This is a genomic window from Pseudomonas sp. NPDC087697 (genome assembly GCF_044743155.1).
Classification (GTDB): Bacteria; Pseudomonadota; Gammaproteobacteria; order Pseudomonadales; family Pseudomonadaceae; genus Aquipseudomonas.
In genome coordinates, this window is the sequence record NZ_JBIUVW010000017.1 from 17,349 (window position 1) to 32,518 (window position 15,170).

The window sequence follows — 15,170 nt, forward strand, 5'->3', positions numbered from 1 at the left end:
AGTATCAAGGGGGAAACATTATGTACTTGACGCCTCAGCATGTATTGCTCGCTGGAGCCACCGGTCTGACCGGTGAACACTTACTCGATCGGCTGCTCAACGAGCCGACCATCAGCCGCGTACTGGCACCGTCACGCCGACCACTGGCTGAACATCCTCATCTGGAAAACCCGGTCGGCGATCCGGCTGTGTTTCTCCCACAACTCAGCGGCCGCGTCGATCTCGCTTTCTGCTGTCTGGGCACTACCATCAAAAAGGCCGGTTCCGAGCAAGCCTTTCGGGCGGTGGACTTAGACTTGGTCGTGGCCCTCGGCAAACGCGCCCGGGAGATGGGTGCACGGCATCTGATCGTGATTAGCGCCATCGGCGCCGATCGGAGATCCTCGGTGCTCTACAACAGAGTCAAAGGCGAAATGGAATATGCCTTGAAGGCCCAGAACTGGCCGCAACTGACCATCTGCCGGCCTTCCCTGCTGCTGGGCGATCGCCTTGAGCCGCGACTCGCCGAACAACTGGCGGGGCCACTGTCCAAACTGATTCCCGGCAAATACCGCGGCATCGAAGCCTGCCAACTGGCCCGTGCCATGTGGCGCCTGGCGCTGGAAGAACAGGATGGCGTGCGGATTGTCGAGTCCGACGAGTTGCGCAAGCTCGGCAAATAATATTGCGGCGTCTGACAGGACGCCTTCGTCGGAACGCCGCCCGGAGCAAGCCCGCTCCCACATTTGATCGGCGGCGTACACATAATTTGCATTCGCTGAAGATCCAATGTGGGAGCGGGCTTGCTCGCGAAGGGCGCAACACCGATTCAAAGCCGAGCGCTACAACCCGCCCGTCGCCTGAAACCCCACACCCAACACCGTCAACACCGACAGCGGCAACAGCAGCGTGTCGAGCAGTGCACTGGCTGGCAGGTCGATGCCGGGGTAACTCGGTGCTTCGGCGCCAAAACGATCCTTGGCGCAGCAACCACCGTCCAGCGCATACAGATCAAGGCGCATTCCCGAATACACCACCGGTGCACCGGGCTTGGCAGCGTCCAATGTGCGCGCGGTGGCACAGCCGCCCAATTGCAGGGCGAGCAGCAGACTCAATAACTTATTCATCGCTGCTCAAGTGGTGCTCGCCCCAACGCGGCAGCATGTCTTGCGGGATGTTCAACAGATTGAGAATCCGCGCCACAACGAAATCCACCAGATCATCGATGGTCTGCGGCTGGTGATAGAAGCCCGGCGAGGCCGGCAGAATGGTCACGCCCATGTTCGACAGCTTGAGCATGTTTTCCAGGTGAATGCTTGAATACGGCGCCTCACGTGGCACCAGGATCAATTGCCGACGCTCTTTCAACGTCACATCGGCGGCGCGTTCGATCAGGTTGTTGCAAGCGCCCGTGGCGATCGCCGACAAGGTCCCGGTCGAGCACGGCACCACCACCATCGCGGCCGGCGAGCCGGAGCCCGAGGCCACTGGCGACATCCAGTCTTCCTTGCCGTACACCCGAATCTGCCCGGCAGCAGCGCCGGTGTATTCGGTGAGGAAAGCCTGCATCAGCTGCGGCTTCGACGGCAGCGTGACGTCGGTCTCGGTCGCCATCACCAGTTGCGCCGCCTTGGAAATCAGGAAGTGCACCTCACGGTCTTCGCGCACCAGACAATCGAGCAGGCGCAAACCGTACTGGGCGCCGGAAGCGCCGGTCATGGCCAGCGTGATGCGATCCGGACCGTTACTCATTTAAGCGCCTCGGCCAGTTTGCCGTGCAGGCCGCCGAAGCCGCCGTTACTCATGATCACCACGTGAGTGCCGGGTTTGGCCTGGTGCTTCACGTGCTCGATGATGCCGTCCAGCGAATCACAGACAATCGACGGCACGGTGCACAGCGCAGCAACGGCGGGCAAGTCCCAGCCGAGATTGGCCGGCGCGTACCAGATCACCTGATCGGCATCGACCACGCTTTGTGGCAAACCGTCACGGTGCGCGCCGAGCTTCATCGAGTTGGAGCGCGGTTCGATGATCGCGATCAACGGCGCGTCGCCGATCCGTTTGCGCAGACCGTCGAGGGTGGCCGCAATGGCAGTCGGGTGGTGAGCGAAGTCGTCATAGATGGTGACGCCGTGAACTTCAGCGACTTTTTCCATGCGACGCTTGACGCTCTTGAACGCGCTCAACGCAGCAATGCCCATACTCGGAACCACGCCCACATGCCGTGCAGCAGCCAGAGTGGCCAAGGCGTTGGCAACGTTGTGCTGGCCGGTCATGTCCCACTCGACCACGCCTTGGGCAACACCTTCGAACATCACTTCAAACTTCGAGCCGTCTTCGCTAAGCAACTTGACCTGCCACTGCCCGCCCGCACCGGTGGTTTGCACCGGGGTCCAGCAGCCCATGTCGATAACGCGCTGCAACGCAGGTTCGGTGGTTGGGTGAATCACCAGGCCTTCACTCGGAATGGTCCGCACCAAATGGTGGAACTGCCGCTCGATGGCCGGCAGATCGGGGAAGATGTCGGCGTGATCGAACTCAAGGTTATTGAGGATCGCGGTACGCGGACGGTAGTGAACGAATTTCGAACGCTTGTCGAAGAAGGCGCTGTCATATTCATCGGCTTCGATGACAAAGAACGGCGTGTCGCCCAGACGCGCCGACACCGAGAAGTTCTGCGGCACACCACCAATCAAAAAGCCCGGGCTCATGCCCGCGTGCTCCAGTACCCAGGCAAGCATGCTGCTGGTGGTGGTTTTGCCGTGGGTGCCGGCAACGGCCAACACCCAGCGACCTTGCAGCACGTGATCGGCCAGCCATTGCGGACCGGAGACGTACGGCAGGCCTTTGTTCAAGACGTATTCGACCGCAGGGTTGCCGCGCGACATGGCATTGCCGATCACCACCAGATCCGGGGCCGGATCGAGTTGTGCGGGATCATAGCCTTGCGTCAGCTCGATGCCCTGCGCCTGTAACTGCGTACTCATCGGCGGGTAGACGTTGGCATCGGAGCCGGTCACGTGATGGCCCAGTTCTTTGGCCAGGACTGCCATCGAACCCATGAAAGTGCCGCAAATACCCAGAATATGAATGTGCATAGTCAACCTCGTAAAACATCGAGGCAGGTTAGCGTAGGGTGGGAAAAATCGCACTCTTTAGCTGACGATCTAAACCCTGTAGGAGCAAGGCTTGCCCGCGATGAACGATAACGCGGTATGCCAGAAGGACCGCGTCGTGGCCATCGCGGGCAAGCCTTGCTCCTACGGTTTTGTGGTGCAGCTCTACCGCGCTATTCCGTGTTTGCGCAGCTTTCTATAAAGCGTATTACGGCTGACACCCAACTGCTCAGCGGTATGGGTCATGTGCCAACGTTGCTGCTCTAGGGCATTGAGCAAGGCCAGACGTTCGGCATCGTCCAGAGGATATTCGGACACCTCGTCCGCCTGCACCAGCGCAAGTACCGGCCGCCCCTGGCGAATCATCACCGGCAAATCCTCAACCCCGATCCGCCCGTCTTCACACAACGCCGCCAAAGTCCGCAACACGTTGCGCAACTGCCGCACGTTGCCCGGCCAGGCGAAGTCGAGCAGCGCCTGTCGCGCCGCAGCGTCAATCAGTACCGCCTCCCCGCCCGACTCTTCAGCCAGTAAAAAATCGAGTAACTGGGACTTGTCGCTGCGTTCGCGCAATGCCGGCAAGGCGATTTCCAGGCCATTGAGGCGGTAGTACAAATCCTCGCGGAAACTGCCGTCCTGCACGCGCTCCAGCAAATTGCGGTGAGTGGCGCTGATGATCCGCACATTGACCGCCTGCGGCTCGCCACCGATCGGCACCACCAGTCGATCTTCCAGCACCCTCAATAGCCGCGTCTGCAAGGCCAGCGGCATGTCACCAATCTCGTCGAGGAACAGCGTGCCGCCATCGGCCTGCTGCAACTTGCCGCGCATGCCCTCTTTGCGCGCACCGGTGAAACTGCCGCCGCGATAACCGAACAGTTCGCTCTCGATCAGGCTTTCCGGGATCGCCGCACAATTGAGCGCGACGAAGGCTTTTTCTGCGCGCTGACTGGCCTGATGCACCGCTTTGGCGAAGGCCTCTTTACCCGAGCCGGTTTCACCGTTGATCAACAGTGGCACATCACGCTCGAAGACCCGCAAGGCTTTACGAAAATCAGCCTGCAGCCCTTCATCCCCCAGACAAATGCCCGCAAGCACTGGGCGCTCGGCAAGCATAGGAGTTTGCACCACCGGGGTCGGCACGCTGCGCGGCTGGCCGCGCAACAGCGCAAACAACACCCGTCCGTCATGAGTGCGCAGCGGCCAACTGGCGCTGGCATTGACGCTCGCGCGCCCCAGCAGTTCGTCCAGCGAGCAATCGAAAAATGCCTCGACCGGTTTGCCCAACAACCCGCCACGAATATGCCCCAGCAGGTTCAGAGCACTCTGATTGACCGCACTTATGCGTCCGTCTCCGTCGAACGCCAGCAGCCCCTCGCTGAACAGCCCGACCGACTCGGCCTGCAAGTGAAAGCGCAACAGCCATTGATTGTCGAAGTAACGCAGGAAATAGCAGCTCTCGATCATCTTCGCCGAGAGGTTGACCAGCGCCATGGTGTGGAACTGGCTCTGGCGCGAGACATCGTGGCGCGCCGACGAAACGTCGAGTACCGCCAGCAGTTCGCCGTGCGGGTCGAACACCGGGCTCGCCGAACAGGTCAGGCCTGTATGACGCCCCCGAAAATGCTCGTCCTGGTGGATGGTCAGCGACTGACGTTCCACCAGGCAGGTGCCGATGCCGTTGGTGCCTTCGCAGGCTTCACTCCAGTCGGCACCGAGCCAGAGACCGGCGCGCTCGAAAATCTTCCGTTCGGCGGGCGCGGTGACGCAGTTGAGGATCACCCCGCGGGCGTCGGTCAACAGCACCGCGTGGCCGGCACCGGAGAGTTGTTGATGCAGGCTGGTCATTTCGCCGCCGGCGATGTGCAGGACTTGCTGCAAACGCTCGCGACTCTCCAGCACACGACCGTGTTCAAGCACCGTCGGCGCCATGGTCAGGGCCGGGTCGAGGTGATAGTCCTCAAGGCAACGCAGCCAGGAACGGGCGATGGACGGATCGCTGCCCGGACCGTGCAAATGGGATTTGCCTTGGGTCACGGTCAAGACTTGCTGGGCATGGCGACTCAAATGGTTGCTGTGCATTTCTTATTATTCTCCCCGTAGGGCCTGGCTCGTTCCCGTAGCAGCTGCCGCAGGCTGCGTCCGGCCGCGAAGCGGTCGTAAATCTGAATCCCGCCTCTCACTGAACAACCGCGACCAACCAGATTGCGAGCGCTTCGCCCTCGAACGCAGCCTTCGGCAGCTGCTACAAAAGCGAAGCAAAGCAATCGCGTGAGGCCGAGCATCCTCCAGCTCCGCGAGTATTGCAATGTCGGCCTGACCGCCAGGTCACAGGCTGTGCCACAAGCGGTACAAACTGTCACAGCACCTGTACCGAATCTGTCACACGCCCTGTTCCGGCAACGCTCAAAAAGTCCGTAAGCCATTGATTTACCTGACCTGCAAAGCACTGGCCCGACCTTTGCTCTACGCTTCTCAAGCGCTCACCGCGCGTACTCCCTTATAAGCACAAAAGCCAAGGAGATACTCACCATGCGTTACGCTCACCCAGGTACTGAAGGCGCTATCGTTTCGTTCAAGAGTAAATACGGCAACTACATCGGCGGCGAATTCGTCGCGCCTGTCAAAGGTCAGTACTTCACCAACACCTCGCCGGTCAACGGCCAACCGATTGCCGAATTCCCCCGTTCCACGGCCGAAGACATCGAAAAAGCCCTGGACGCTGCCCACGCCGCCGCCGATGCCTGGGGCAGCACGTCTGCTCAGGCACGCTCGCTGGTGCTGCTGAAAATCGCCGACCGCATCGAACAAAACCTGGAAGTCCTGGCGATTACCGAAAGCTGGGACAACGGCAAAGCCGTACGTGAAACCCTCAACGCCGACATCCCGCTGGCCGCTGACCATTTCCGCTACTTCGCCGGTTGCCTGCGTGCTCAGGAAGGCAGCGCCGCCGAAATCGACGGCAACACCGTGGCTTATCACATTCACGAACCACTGGGCGTGGTCGCGCAGATCATCCCGTGGAACTTCCCGATCCTGATGGCGGCCTGGAAACTCGCTCCAGCGCTGGCCGCCGGTAACTGCGTGGTGCTCAAGCCCGCCGAGCAAACCCCGCTGGGCATTACCGTACTGCTGGAACTGATCGGTGACCTGCTGCCGCCCGGCGTACTGAACGTGGTGCAAGGTTTCGGCAAAGAAGCCGGTGAAGCCCTGGCCACCAGCAAACGCATCGCCAAAATCGCTTTCACCGGCTCGACTCCGGTCGGCTCGCACATCATGAAATGTGCTGCCGAAAACATCATTCCGTCCACCGTGGAACTGGGCGGTAAATCGCCGAACATCTTCTTCGCCGACATCATGCAAGCCGAACCGACCTTCATCGAGAAAGCCGCTGAAGGCCTGGTGCTGGCGTTCTTCAACCAGGGCGAAGTCTGCACCTGCCCGTCCCGCGCACTGGTGCAAGAGTCGATCTACGACGACTTCATGAAAGTGGTGATGAAGAAAGTTCTGCAAATCAAACGTGGCGACCCTCTGGACACCGACACCATGGTCGGCGCCCAGGCATCCGAGCAGCAATTCGACAAAATCCTCTCCTATCTGGAAATCGCCAAAGGCGAAGGCGCCGAACTGCTGACTGGCGGCAAGGTGGAAAAACTCGAGGGCAACCTGGCGACCGGGTATTACATCCAGCCGACCCTGCTCAAGGGCACCAACAAAATGCGCGTGTTCCAGGAAGAAATCTTTGGCCCGGTGGTGAGCATCACCACCTTCAAGGACGAAGCCGAAGCCCTGGCGATTGCCAACGATACCGAGTTCGGCCTGGGCGCCGGCCTCTGGACCCGCGACATCAACCGCGCCTACCGCATGGGCCGGGCGATCAAGGCCGGTCGTGTTTGGACCAACTGCTACCACCTGTACCCGGCCCACGCCGCATTCGGTGGTTACAAGAAGTCCGGTGTCGGTCGTGAAACCCACAAAATGATGCTCGACCACTACCAGCAGACCAAAAACCTGCTGGTGAGCTACGACATTAATCCATTGGGCTTCTTCTAAAAACCGGGGGCGATACAGGTATTTCTGTGTCGCCCTTCAAATGGCTATCGCGAGCAAGCTCGCTCCCACATTGGATTTGGGTCAGTCCCAAAAGTGTATTCACCACATAACCCTGTGGGAGCGAGCTTGCTCGCGATGGCGTCCTAAATGACACACAGAACATCGCCCCGCCGCTCTGGCACGGGCTTTGCGTGCCCGCTCGACAGATAAACCGCTGCGTGAACAGCGTCCACCCAAACCGCCGTACCCGAAAGTCCAACAGATCAAACAATAAAAAGCAGAGAGGACTTATGACTTCGACAACCACGCTCAAACCCACACTCGGCACCCTGCACCTGTGGGGCATTGCCGTCGGCCTGGTGATTTCCGGCGAATACTTCGGCTGGAGTTACGGCTGGGGCACCGCAGGCACCCTGGGGTTTCTCGTCACCTCGTTGATGGTGGCAACGATGTACACCTGCTTCATCTTCAGTTTCACTGAACTCACCACCGCGATTCCCCACGCTGGTGGGCCTTTTGCCTACAGCCGACGGGCCTTCGGTGAGAAAGGCGGCTTGATCGCCGGGATCGCCACGCTGATCGAGTTCGTCTTTGCACCACCGGCCATTGCAATGGCCATCGGCGCCTACCTGAACGTGCAATACCCGGATCTGGACCCGAAAATCGCCGCGGTCGGCGCCTACTTCGTGTTCATGGGCCTGAACATCCTCGGCGTCAGCATTGCCGCGACCTTCGAACTGGTGGTGACCGTTCTGGCGGTGGCCGAGTTGCTGGTGTTCATGGGCGTGGTTGCACCGGGCTTCAGCTTCAGCAACTTCGTGCTCAATGGCTGGTCGGGTTCAAGCGAGTTTACGATGGGCTCGATTCCCGGGATGTTTGCGGCGATACCGTTTGCTATCTGGTTCTTCCTCGCCATCGAAGGCGCGGCCATGGCTGCCGAAGAAGCCAAGGATCCGAAACGTACGATTCCCAAGGCCTATGTCAGCGGCATCCTGACCCTGGTGTTCCTGGCGATGGGCGTGATGGTCATGGCCGGCGGCGTGGGCGACTGGCGTCAACTGGCGAACATCAACGACCCGCTGCCTCAGGCGATGAAAGCCGTGGTCGGCAATAACTCCAGCTGGATGCACATGCTGGTGTGGATCGGCCTGTTCGGTCTGGTAGCAAGCTTCCACGGGATCATCCTGGGTTACTCGCGACAGTTCTTCGCCCTCGCTCGCGCCGGTTATCTGCCTCGCAGCCTGGCCAAGCTCTCGCGTTTCCAGACCCCGCACCGGGCGATTCTCGCCGGCGGCGTGATCGGTATCGCGGCAATCTACAGCGACGGCCTGGTGAATCTGCAAGGCATGACCCTGACGGCGGCGATGATCACCATGTCGGTGTTCGGCGCCATCGTGATGTACATCATCAGTATGCTCAGCCTGTTCAAACTGCGTAAAACCGAGCCGAACCTGGAGCGCACCTTCCGCGCCCCGGGTTATCCGATCGTGCCGGGCATTGCGCTGTTCCTGGCGGTGGTCTGCCTGGTGGCGATGGCCTGGTTCAACGCCTTGATCGGGATGATTTTCCTCGGCTTCATGGTGGCAGGCTTCATCTACTTCCAACTGACCGCCAAACAGCGCTTCGACGCACCGGCGGACGCGATGCTCACCGGTATATAACGTGCACCTGCGCCGGGCGAATGGCCCGGCGCATGCATTATTGAAGTGCACTGAGACCCAGTGTGGGAGCGAGCAAGCCCGCTCCCACATGGGTTCAGAGGTGCATTTGAGTCATTTATTGAACCAGGAGGACACCGCTCATGGCTGCATTTGCCCATACCGTCGGCGCCCGGACCTACCGTTTCGACGGCCTCAAGGAAGTCATGGCCAAGGCCAGCCCGGCGCGCTCCGGGGATTTTCTGGCCGGCGTCGCCGCCCTGAATGATGGCGAACGGGTTGCCGCGCAAATGACCTTGGCTGACATCCCGCTCAAGCATTTCCTGCAAGAAGTACTGATCCCTTACGAATCCGATGAAGTCACCCGACTGATCATCGACACCCACAACGCCAGCGCCTTTGCGCCTGTCAGCCACCTGACCGTCGGCGGTTTTCGCGACTGGCTGCTCAGCGATGCGGCCGACGAACACAGCCTGCGTGCCCTCGCCCCCGGCCTGACCCCGGAAATGGCTGCCGCCGTGTCGAAGATCATGCGCGTGCAGGACCTGGTGCTGGTGGCACAGAAAATCCGCGTGGTGACACAGTTTCGCGGCACCATGGGTCTGCGCGGCCGCCTGTCGACCCGCCTGCAACCCAACCACCCCACCGACGAACCGGCCGGCATCGCCGCGAGCATTCTCGACGGCCTGCTCTACGGCAACGGTGACGCGATGATCGGCATCAACCCGGCCACCGACAGCATCGCCTCGATCTGCGCCATGCTGGAAATGCTCGACGCGGTGATCCAGCGCTACGAAATCCCGACCCAAGCCTGCGTACTGACCCACGTCACCACCTCCATCGAGGCGATCAACCGTGGCGTGCCGTTGGATCTGGTGTTCCAGTCGATCGCCGGAACCGAAGCGGCCAACGCCAGTTTCGGCATCAGCCTGAGCGTGCTGCAGGAAGGTTACGACGCCGGTTTGAGCCTCAATCGCGGCACGCTGGGGCAAAACCTGATGTACTTCGAAACAGGCCAGGGCAGCGCGCTGTCAGCCAACGCCCACCACGGCATCGACCAGCAAACCTGTGAAACCCGCGCCTATGCCGTGGCACGGCACTTCAAGCCGTTTCTGGTAAACACCGTGGTCGGTTTCATCGGCCCGGAATACCTCTACAACGGCAAACAGATCATCCGCGCCGGCCTCGAAGACCACTTCTGCGGCAAATTGCTTGGCGTACCGATGGGCTGCGACATCTGCTACACCAACCACGCCGAAGCCGATCAGGACGACATGGACACCCTGCTGACGCTGCTGGGCGTGGCCGGGATCAACTTCATCATGGGCATTCCCGGCTCCGACGACATCATGCTCAACTACCAGACCACCTCGTTCCACGACGCGCTCTACGCACGCCAGACCCTGGGCCTGAAACCGGCGCCGGAGTTCGAGAGGTGGCTGGCGAAAATGGGCATCTTCACCCAAGGTGATGGCAAAGTGCATTTCGGCAACAACCTGCCGCCGGCCTTCCGCCAGGCCATGGCGCAACTGGGATGAGCAATCTGCTGATGGATAAACCAACTGTCGACCCGCAAAACCCCTGGCTGGGACTGCGCCGCCTGACCCCGGCACGCATCGCTCTGGGTCGTACCGGCACCAGTATGCCGACCAGCGCGCAACTGGATTTCCAATACGCCCACGCCGAGGCCCGCGATGCCGTGCACCTGCCCTTCGATCACGTCGGGCTGAACGCGCAATTGGCTGAGCGCGGGCGCGACAGTCTGCTGCTGCACAGCGCCGCCACTGATCGCCACAGTTATCTGCAACGGCCAGACCTGGGCCGCAAGCTGAGTGACGAGTCCGCGCAAAAGCTGCGCGAACACGCTTCGGCCAACCCGGGCGGCGTTGATCTGGCGGTAGTCGTGGCAGACGGCCTGTCGGCGCTGGCGGTGCATCGGCACACCTTGCCGTTTCTGGCGCGCATGGAGGAACAGACCCAGGCCGAAGGCTGGTCGCTGTCGCCAGTGATTCTGGTGGAACAGGGCCGTGTCGCCGTGGCTGACGAAATCGGCGAATTGCTCGGCGCAAAAATGGTCGTGATCCTGATCGGCGAACGCCCTGGCCTCAGCTCGCCAGACAGTCTCGGCTTGTATTTCACCTATAATCCAAAGGTCGGCCTGACGGACGCCTATCGCAACTGTATTTCCAATGTCCGGCTCGAAGGTTTGAGCTATGGCATGGCGGCACACCGTTTGCTTTACTTGATGCGTGAGGCCTGTCGGCGGCAGTTGTCGGGGGTCAACCTGAAGGACGAAGCCCAGGTCCAGACTCTTGGGTCGAAAGATGACGCTGATATGAAAGGAAATTTCCTACTGAGTCCGCCGGATGCCTGACCCGTATTCGAATTGCGTTTTTGATCCGCTTTCAGGCAGAGTCGACGAACGGCTGTCCGAGTAGTGAACCGATTGCCATCGTATCCACTGGAAACTGTCGTCCTATCTACTTGAAGTTGAGGTCTAGCATGCGGATTACTCAAGCAACCCTCGAGCACCTGGACCTTCTGACGCCCTTGTTCGTCAAGTACCGCGAGTTTTATGGCTCGCTGGCTTACCCGGACTCGTCCCGGGCCTTTCTGGAAAAGCGCCTGCGGCGCAAAGAGTCGGTGATCTATCTGGCCCTGCCCGATGATGACGACAACAAACTGCTGGGCTTTTGTCAGCTGTACCCAAGCTTTTCGTCGCTGTCGCTCAAGCGCGTGTGGATCCTCAACGACATCTACGTCGCCGAAGACGCCCGCCGCCAATTGGTCGCCGATAACCTGATGCGCACCGCAAAGAAAATGGCCAAGGAAACCCAGGCTGTCCGCATGCGCGTGTCCACCAGCAGCGACAACAAAGTGGCGCAGAAAACCTACGAATCCATCGGTTTTCGCGAAGACACCGAGTTCAAGAACTACGTCTTGCCGATCAGCGAAGAGCTCTGATCCAGACTCTGTGGGAGCGAGCTTGCTCGCGATAGCATCGCCTCGGTATGACTGACACACCGAGGCGTCTGAATCGCGAGCAAGCTCGCTCCCACAAGGTTCAGTGCGGAACCACCGATCCGACTTGGAAATCCCTCGCTACAAACTCGACACGCTTTTCACCTTTCAGTCCGTATAATCCAGAGCCTCACGGGCTGTAAGAATAACTCCACGGTCCTGTAGCCTAATTTTCCAATACATTCGCACAGGCCTGCTGAGTCGGGTCATTACCACAGGTGCCCACCATGGATTTCAACCCGATCGACCTAATCCTGCATCTCGACGTCTACCTCGACATGCTGGTGACCAACTACGGGCCATGGATCTACGCCATCCTGTTTATGGTGATTTTCTGCGAAACCGGCCTGGTAGTGATGCCTTTCCTGCCGGGCGATTCGTTGCTCTTCATCGCTGGCGCAGTAGCGGCTGGTGGCGGCATGGACCCGGTGCTGCTGGGCGGCTTGCTGATGCTGGCGGCGATTCTCGGTGACAGCACCAACTACCTCGTCGGGCGAACGGCCGGCGAAAAGTTGTTCAGCAATCCGAACTCGAAGATCTTCCGTCGCGATTACCTGCAGCAAACCCATGACTTCTATGACAAGCATGGCGGCAAGACCGTGACCCTGGCGCGTTTCCTGCCGATCATCCGGACCTTCGCACCGTTCGTCGCCGGCGTAGGCAAAATGCCTTACCCGCGCTTCTTCGCCTTCAGCGTGTTCGGCACCATCCTCTGGGTCGGTGGCCTGGTGACCTTGGGTTATTTCTTCGGTAACGTGCCATTCATCAAGAAGAACCTGTCGCTGCTGGTGGTGGGCATCATCCTGCTGTCACTGCTGCCGATGATCATTAGCTTGATCCGCAATCGCCTGGCCAACGCGAGCTCCAAAGCCGAATCGCGCTGAGCGTCCATGTGGTTCCTGAATGCCTGGCGCCGCCAGCGCACGCTGGCCAAGCACCCCGTTGCCGATGAAACCTGGCAGCGGGTGCGCCAACACCTGAGTTTTCTCGACGGCCTCAGCGAGGCCGAAGATCAGTGGCTGCGCGAGGCCGCCGTGCTTTTCCTGCAAGACAAACACCTGACCTGCCTGCCCGGCGTTGAACTGCACCAGGAACAACGCCTGCTGCTTGCCGCGCAAGCGCAATTGCCGCTGCTGCACCTGGGCGACCTGAACTGGTATCAGGGTTTCCACGAAATCGTGCTCTACCCCGACGACTTCCTCAGCCCGCAGCGCCATCGCGATGCCAGCGGCGTCGAGCATGAATGGAAGGGCGAGCACAGCGGCGAAGCCTGGCAACAGGGACCGATCATTCTGGCCTGGCCGGGCGTGATGGCCAGTGGCGGCTGGGAAGGCTACAACCTGGTGATCCACGAACTGGCGCACAAACTCGACATGCTCAATGGCAATGCCAACGGTTTGCCGCCGCTCCACGGCGACATGCGCGTCAGCGATTGGGCGAAGGTCATGCAGCATGCCTACGACGACCTTAATCGCCAACTGGATCGCCACCCGCACACCGACACTCCGATCGACCCTTACGCGGCGGAAAATCCGGCCGAGTTCTTCGCGGTCACCAGCGAGTACTTCTTCAGCGCCCCGGATTTACTGCACGCAACTTATCCACAGGTCTATCAGCAACTGCAGCTGTTTTACCGCCAGGACCCACTGGCCAGGCTTACGCGACTGCACGCCGAACATCCGGCTTATCAGGCACACGACTAGGGTCTATACGACCTCTGGCACATGGCGTCGGCGACGGAATATGCCTATAATCGCCGCCACTTTTTGGTCAATCCGGCCAAGTCATTTGGCCACTTACGGGGGCACCGCCCAATGAGCTACAGCAAGATTCCGGCTGGCAAAGACCTGCCGAACGACATCTACGTCGCGATCGAGATTCCGGCCAACCACGCGCCGATCAAATACGAAATCGACAAAGACAGCGATTGCCTGTTCGTTGACCGTTTCATGGCCACCCCAATGTTCTACCCGGCCAACTACGGTTACATCCCGAACACCCTGGCGGACGACGGTGATCCCCTCGACGTGCTGGTCGTGACCCCTTACCCGGTTGCTCCAGGCTCGGTGATCCGCGCGCGTCCAGTCGGCATCCTGAACATGACCGACGACGGCGGCGGCGACGCTAAAGTCATCGCAGTTCCACACGACAAGCTGTCCCAGCTGTACGTCGACGTGAAGGAATACACCGACCTGCCACCGCTGCTGATCCAGCAGATCGAGCACTTCTTTGCGAACTACAAAGATCTCGAAAAAGGCAAATGGGTGAAGATCGAAGGCTGGGACGGCGCAGATGCCGCTCGCGCCGCGATCATGAAGTCGGTTGCTGCCTATAAAGGCTGAGAAGCAGCGGTAAGCTTCTAGCGGCAAGCTTCAAGAGAAACCCCGGTTATCCGGGGTTTTTTTATGAGCGTTAAAACATCAAAATAAACAGAGCGTTTAATGAAACAAAGTCTAACGTTTAGACATGTTTAATATGAACTAACAATATCCTGCACTACACCAGAATATTCCCGCGAAAATTGATCCGGTTGTTTATTTAATCCGGCCACCCCGGCCCGTAAACTCCGTATTCATGAAAAAGCACAAATGCGGCCCACGCTTCAAAGCGCTCCTGAAAGCGGTGAACATCACCCCGACGGAATTCGCAGCCTTCTGCAACGTCGAGCCCCAGCACGTGAACAACTGGTATATCCGCGGCGTCCCCTACCCGCGAATGGACGAAATCGCCCGTCTGTTGAGCGTCAACAGCCTTTGGCTGCTCAACGGCGAAGGCCCCATGCACCCAGGTCCGAGCCAACTTGCCGATCAGACCGGCAATGTTTTCGACGCACAAGAAACACGTGGCGTGTACACCGTGAACGTCGACTCGGCCGATATAGAAATCCCGCTGTATAAAGAAGTCCCCACAGCGCCCGGCGCCAGCGACACCCAGGTCGCCGAAATACCCGGCGAATTCATCCGCCTGCCACGACACTACCTCGAAAGCCTGGAAGTCGAGCCGGCCCAGGCCATCTGCGTGCCGATGGTCGGCGACAGCATGTCGGAGAAAATCGAAGACGGCTCAACCCTGGCCATCGACCGCAGCCTGACCCAAGTCGTCGACGGCCAGATCTACGCCCTCGAACACGCCGGCATGCTGCGCATCAAATACCTGCACCGCCTCCCCGCCGGCGCTCTGCGACTGCGCAGCCACAACAGCGGTGGCTACCCCGACGAAATCTTCAGCGCCAAAGAGATCGAAGCACAAAACATCGAAATCCTCGGCTGGGTTTTCTGGTGGTCCACGCTGAACAAACAGCGGCCACCGGTGCCGTTCAGTTGAAACCGCACCGCCCTTTTAA

The 15,170-nt window shown here is 59.9% G+C and carries 14 protein-coding genes; 10 read left to right on the plus strand and 4 right to left on the minus strand.

Annotated features, from left to right (window positions below):
* The first annotated feature begins 20 nt into the window (after positions 1 to 20).
* Entirely contained in the window at positions 21 to 662 is a 642-nt protein-coding gene (locus ACIPIN_RS14260) for an oxidoreductase (protein ID WP_401119665.1), read from the plus strand.
* A 159-nt stretch (positions 663 to 821) separates the two neighbouring features.
* Here the strand turns inward: ACIPIN_RS14260 and ACIPIN_RS14265 are convergent, their stop codons facing one another.
* From ACIPIN_RS14265 to ACIPIN_RS14280, 4 genes are all read right to left on the minus strand, one after another.
* Positions 822 to 1,106: a YceK/YidQ family lipoprotein gene (locus tag ACIPIN_RS14265; RefSeq protein ID WP_123584516.1), complete on the minus strand. Its 285-nt coding sequence runs from the start codon at positions 1,104 to 1,106 to the stop codon at positions 822 to 824.
* Complete coding sequence (gene ubiX, locus ACIPIN_RS14270; protein ID WP_401119667.1) at positions 1,099 to 1,731, minus strand: flavin prenyltransferase UbiX; 633 nt, start codon at positions 1,729 to 1,731, stop codon at positions 1,099 to 1,101. The genes ACIPIN_RS14265 and ubiX overlap by 8 nt, the downstream gene beginning before the upstream one ends.
* Entirely contained in the window at positions 1,728 to 3,077 is a 1,350-nt protein-coding gene (mpl, locus tag ACIPIN_RS14275) for a UDP-N-acetylmuramate:L-alanyl-gamma-D-glutamyl-meso-diaminopimelate ligase (protein WP_401119669.1), read from the minus strand. The genes ubiX and mpl overlap by 4 nt, the downstream gene beginning before the upstream one ends.
* A 183-nt stretch (positions 3,078 to 3,260) precedes the next feature.
* The gene (locus ACIPIN_RS14280; RefSeq protein ID WP_401119670.1) at positions 3,261 to 5,177 is read right to left on the minus strand and encodes a sigma-54-dependent Fis family transcriptional regulator; all 1,917 of its coding nucleotides are present in this window, start codon (positions 5,175 to 5,177) and stop codon (positions 3,261 to 3,263) included.
* 450 nt (positions 5,178 to 5,627) lie between these two features.
* On the opposite strand from ACIPIN_RS14280, the gene ACIPIN_RS14285 reads away from it, so the two are divergent.
* The 9 genes from ACIPIN_RS14285 to ACIPIN_RS14325 all read left to right on the plus strand — a co-directional run bounded on the left by ACIPIN_RS14285 (position 5,628) and on the right by ACIPIN_RS14325 (position 15,151).
* Entirely contained in the window at positions 5,628 to 7,148 is a 1,521-nt protein-coding gene (locus tag ACIPIN_RS14285; RefSeq protein ID WP_401119672.1) for an aldehyde dehydrogenase family protein, read from the plus strand.
* A gap of 290 nt (positions 7,149 to 7,438) precedes the next feature.
* The gene (gene eat / locus ACIPIN_RS14290) at positions 7,439 to 8,809 is read left to right on the plus strand and encodes an ethanolamine permease (RefSeq protein ID WP_401119673.1); all 1,371 of its coding nucleotides are present in this window, start codon (positions 7,439 to 7,441) and stop codon (positions 8,807 to 8,809) included.
* A gap of 140 nt (positions 8,810 to 8,949) precedes the next feature.
* Positions 8,950 to 10,344: an ethanolamine ammonia-lyase subunit EutB gene (locus tag ACIPIN_RS14295; protein ID WP_401119675.1), complete on the plus strand. Its 1,395-nt coding sequence runs from the start codon at positions 8,950 to 8,952 to the stop codon at positions 10,342 to 10,344.
* An 11-nt stretch (positions 10,345 to 10,355) separates the two neighbouring features.
* Positions 10,356 to 11,180, plus strand: coding sequence for an ethanolamine ammonia-lyase subunit EutC (eutC, locus tag ACIPIN_RS14300; RefSeq protein WP_401119676.1), 825 nt, complete (start codon positions 10,356 to 10,358; stop codon positions 11,178 to 11,180).
* Between the two features lie 128 nt (positions 11,181 to 11,308).
* Entirely contained in the window at positions 11,309 to 11,770 is a 462-nt protein-coding gene (locus tag ACIPIN_RS14305; protein WP_401119678.1) for a GNAT family N-acetyltransferase, read from the plus strand.
* Positions 11,771 to 12,054: 284 nt separating this feature from the next.
* Positions 12,055 to 12,711: a DedA family protein gene (locus tag ACIPIN_RS14310; protein WP_401119679.1), complete on the plus strand. Its 657-nt coding sequence runs from the start codon at positions 12,055 to 12,057 to the stop codon at positions 12,709 to 12,711.
* 6 nt (positions 12,712 to 12,717) lie between these two features.
* Positions 12,718 to 13,530, plus strand: a complete 813-nt coding sequence (locus tag ACIPIN_RS14315) for a zinc-dependent peptidase (RefSeq protein ID WP_401119681.1) — start codon at positions 12,718 to 12,720, stop codon at positions 13,528 to 13,530.
* 111 nt (positions 13,531 to 13,641) lie between these two features.
* On the plus strand, positions 13,642 to 14,169 hold the full coding sequence (gene ppa / locus ACIPIN_RS14320; protein WP_123423475.1) for an inorganic diphosphatase: 528 nt from the start codon (positions 13,642 to 13,644) through the stop codon (positions 14,167 to 14,169).
* Positions 14,170 to 14,401: 232 nt separating this feature from the next.
* Positions 14,402 to 15,151, plus strand: coding sequence for a helix-turn-helix transcriptional regulator (locus ACIPIN_RS14325; protein WP_401119682.1), 750 nt, complete (start codon positions 14,402 to 14,404; stop codon positions 15,149 to 15,151).
* The last annotated feature ends 19 nt before the right edge of the window (positions 15,152 to 15,170 follow it).

Excerpts from the sequence above, each read along its gene's own strand:
- ACIPIN_RS14260 (WP_401119665.1), top strand. The coding sequence starts at position 21 with ATGTACTTGACGCCTCAGCATGTATTGCTCGCTGGAGCCACCGGTCTG.
- ACIPIN_RS14265 (WP_123584516.1), bottom strand. The coding sequence starts at position 1,106 with ATGAATAAGTTATTGAGTCTGCTGCTCGCCCTGCAATTGGGCGGCTGT.
- ubiX (WP_401119667.1), bottom strand. The coding sequence starts at position 1,731 with ATGAGTAACGGTCCGGATCGCATCACGCTGGCCATGACCGGCGCTTCC.
- mpl (WP_401119669.1), bottom strand. The coding sequence starts at position 3,077 with ATGCACATTCATATTCTGGGTATTTGCGGCACTTTCATGGGTTCGATG.
- ACIPIN_RS14280 (WP_401119670.1), bottom strand. The coding sequence starts at position 5,177 with ATGCACAGCAACCATTTGAGTCGCCATGCCCAGCAAGTCTTGACCGTG.
- ACIPIN_RS14285 (WP_401119672.1), top strand. The coding sequence starts at position 5,628 with ATGCGTTACGCTCACCCAGGTACTGAAGGCGCTATCGTTTCGTTCAAG.
- eat (WP_401119673.1), top strand. The coding sequence starts at position 7,439 with ATGACTTCGACAACCACGCTCAAACCCACACTCGGCACCCTGCACCTG.
- ACIPIN_RS14295 (WP_401119675.1), top strand. The coding sequence starts at position 8,950 with ATGGCTGCATTTGCCCATACCGTCGGCGCCCGGACCTACCGTTTCGAC.
- eutC (WP_401119676.1), top strand. The coding sequence starts at position 10,356 with ATGGATAAACCAACTGTCGACCCGCAAAACCCCTGGCTGGGACTGCGC.
- ACIPIN_RS14305 (WP_401119678.1), top strand. The coding sequence starts at position 11,309 with ATGCGGATTACTCAAGCAACCCTCGAGCACCTGGACCTTCTGACGCCC.
- ACIPIN_RS14310 (WP_401119679.1), top strand. The coding sequence starts at position 12,055 with ATGGATTTCAACCCGATCGACCTAATCCTGCATCTCGACGTCTACCTC.
- ACIPIN_RS14315 (WP_401119681.1), top strand. The coding sequence starts at position 12,718 with ATGTGGTTCCTGAATGCCTGGCGCCGCCAGCGCACGCTGGCCAAGCAC.
- ppa (WP_123423475.1), top strand. The coding sequence starts at position 13,642 with ATGAGCTACAGCAAGATTCCGGCTGGCAAAGACCTGCCGAACGACATC.
- ACIPIN_RS14325 (WP_401119682.1), top strand. The coding sequence starts at position 14,402 with ATGAAAAAGCACAAATGCGGCCCACGCTTCAAAGCGCTCCTGAAAGCG.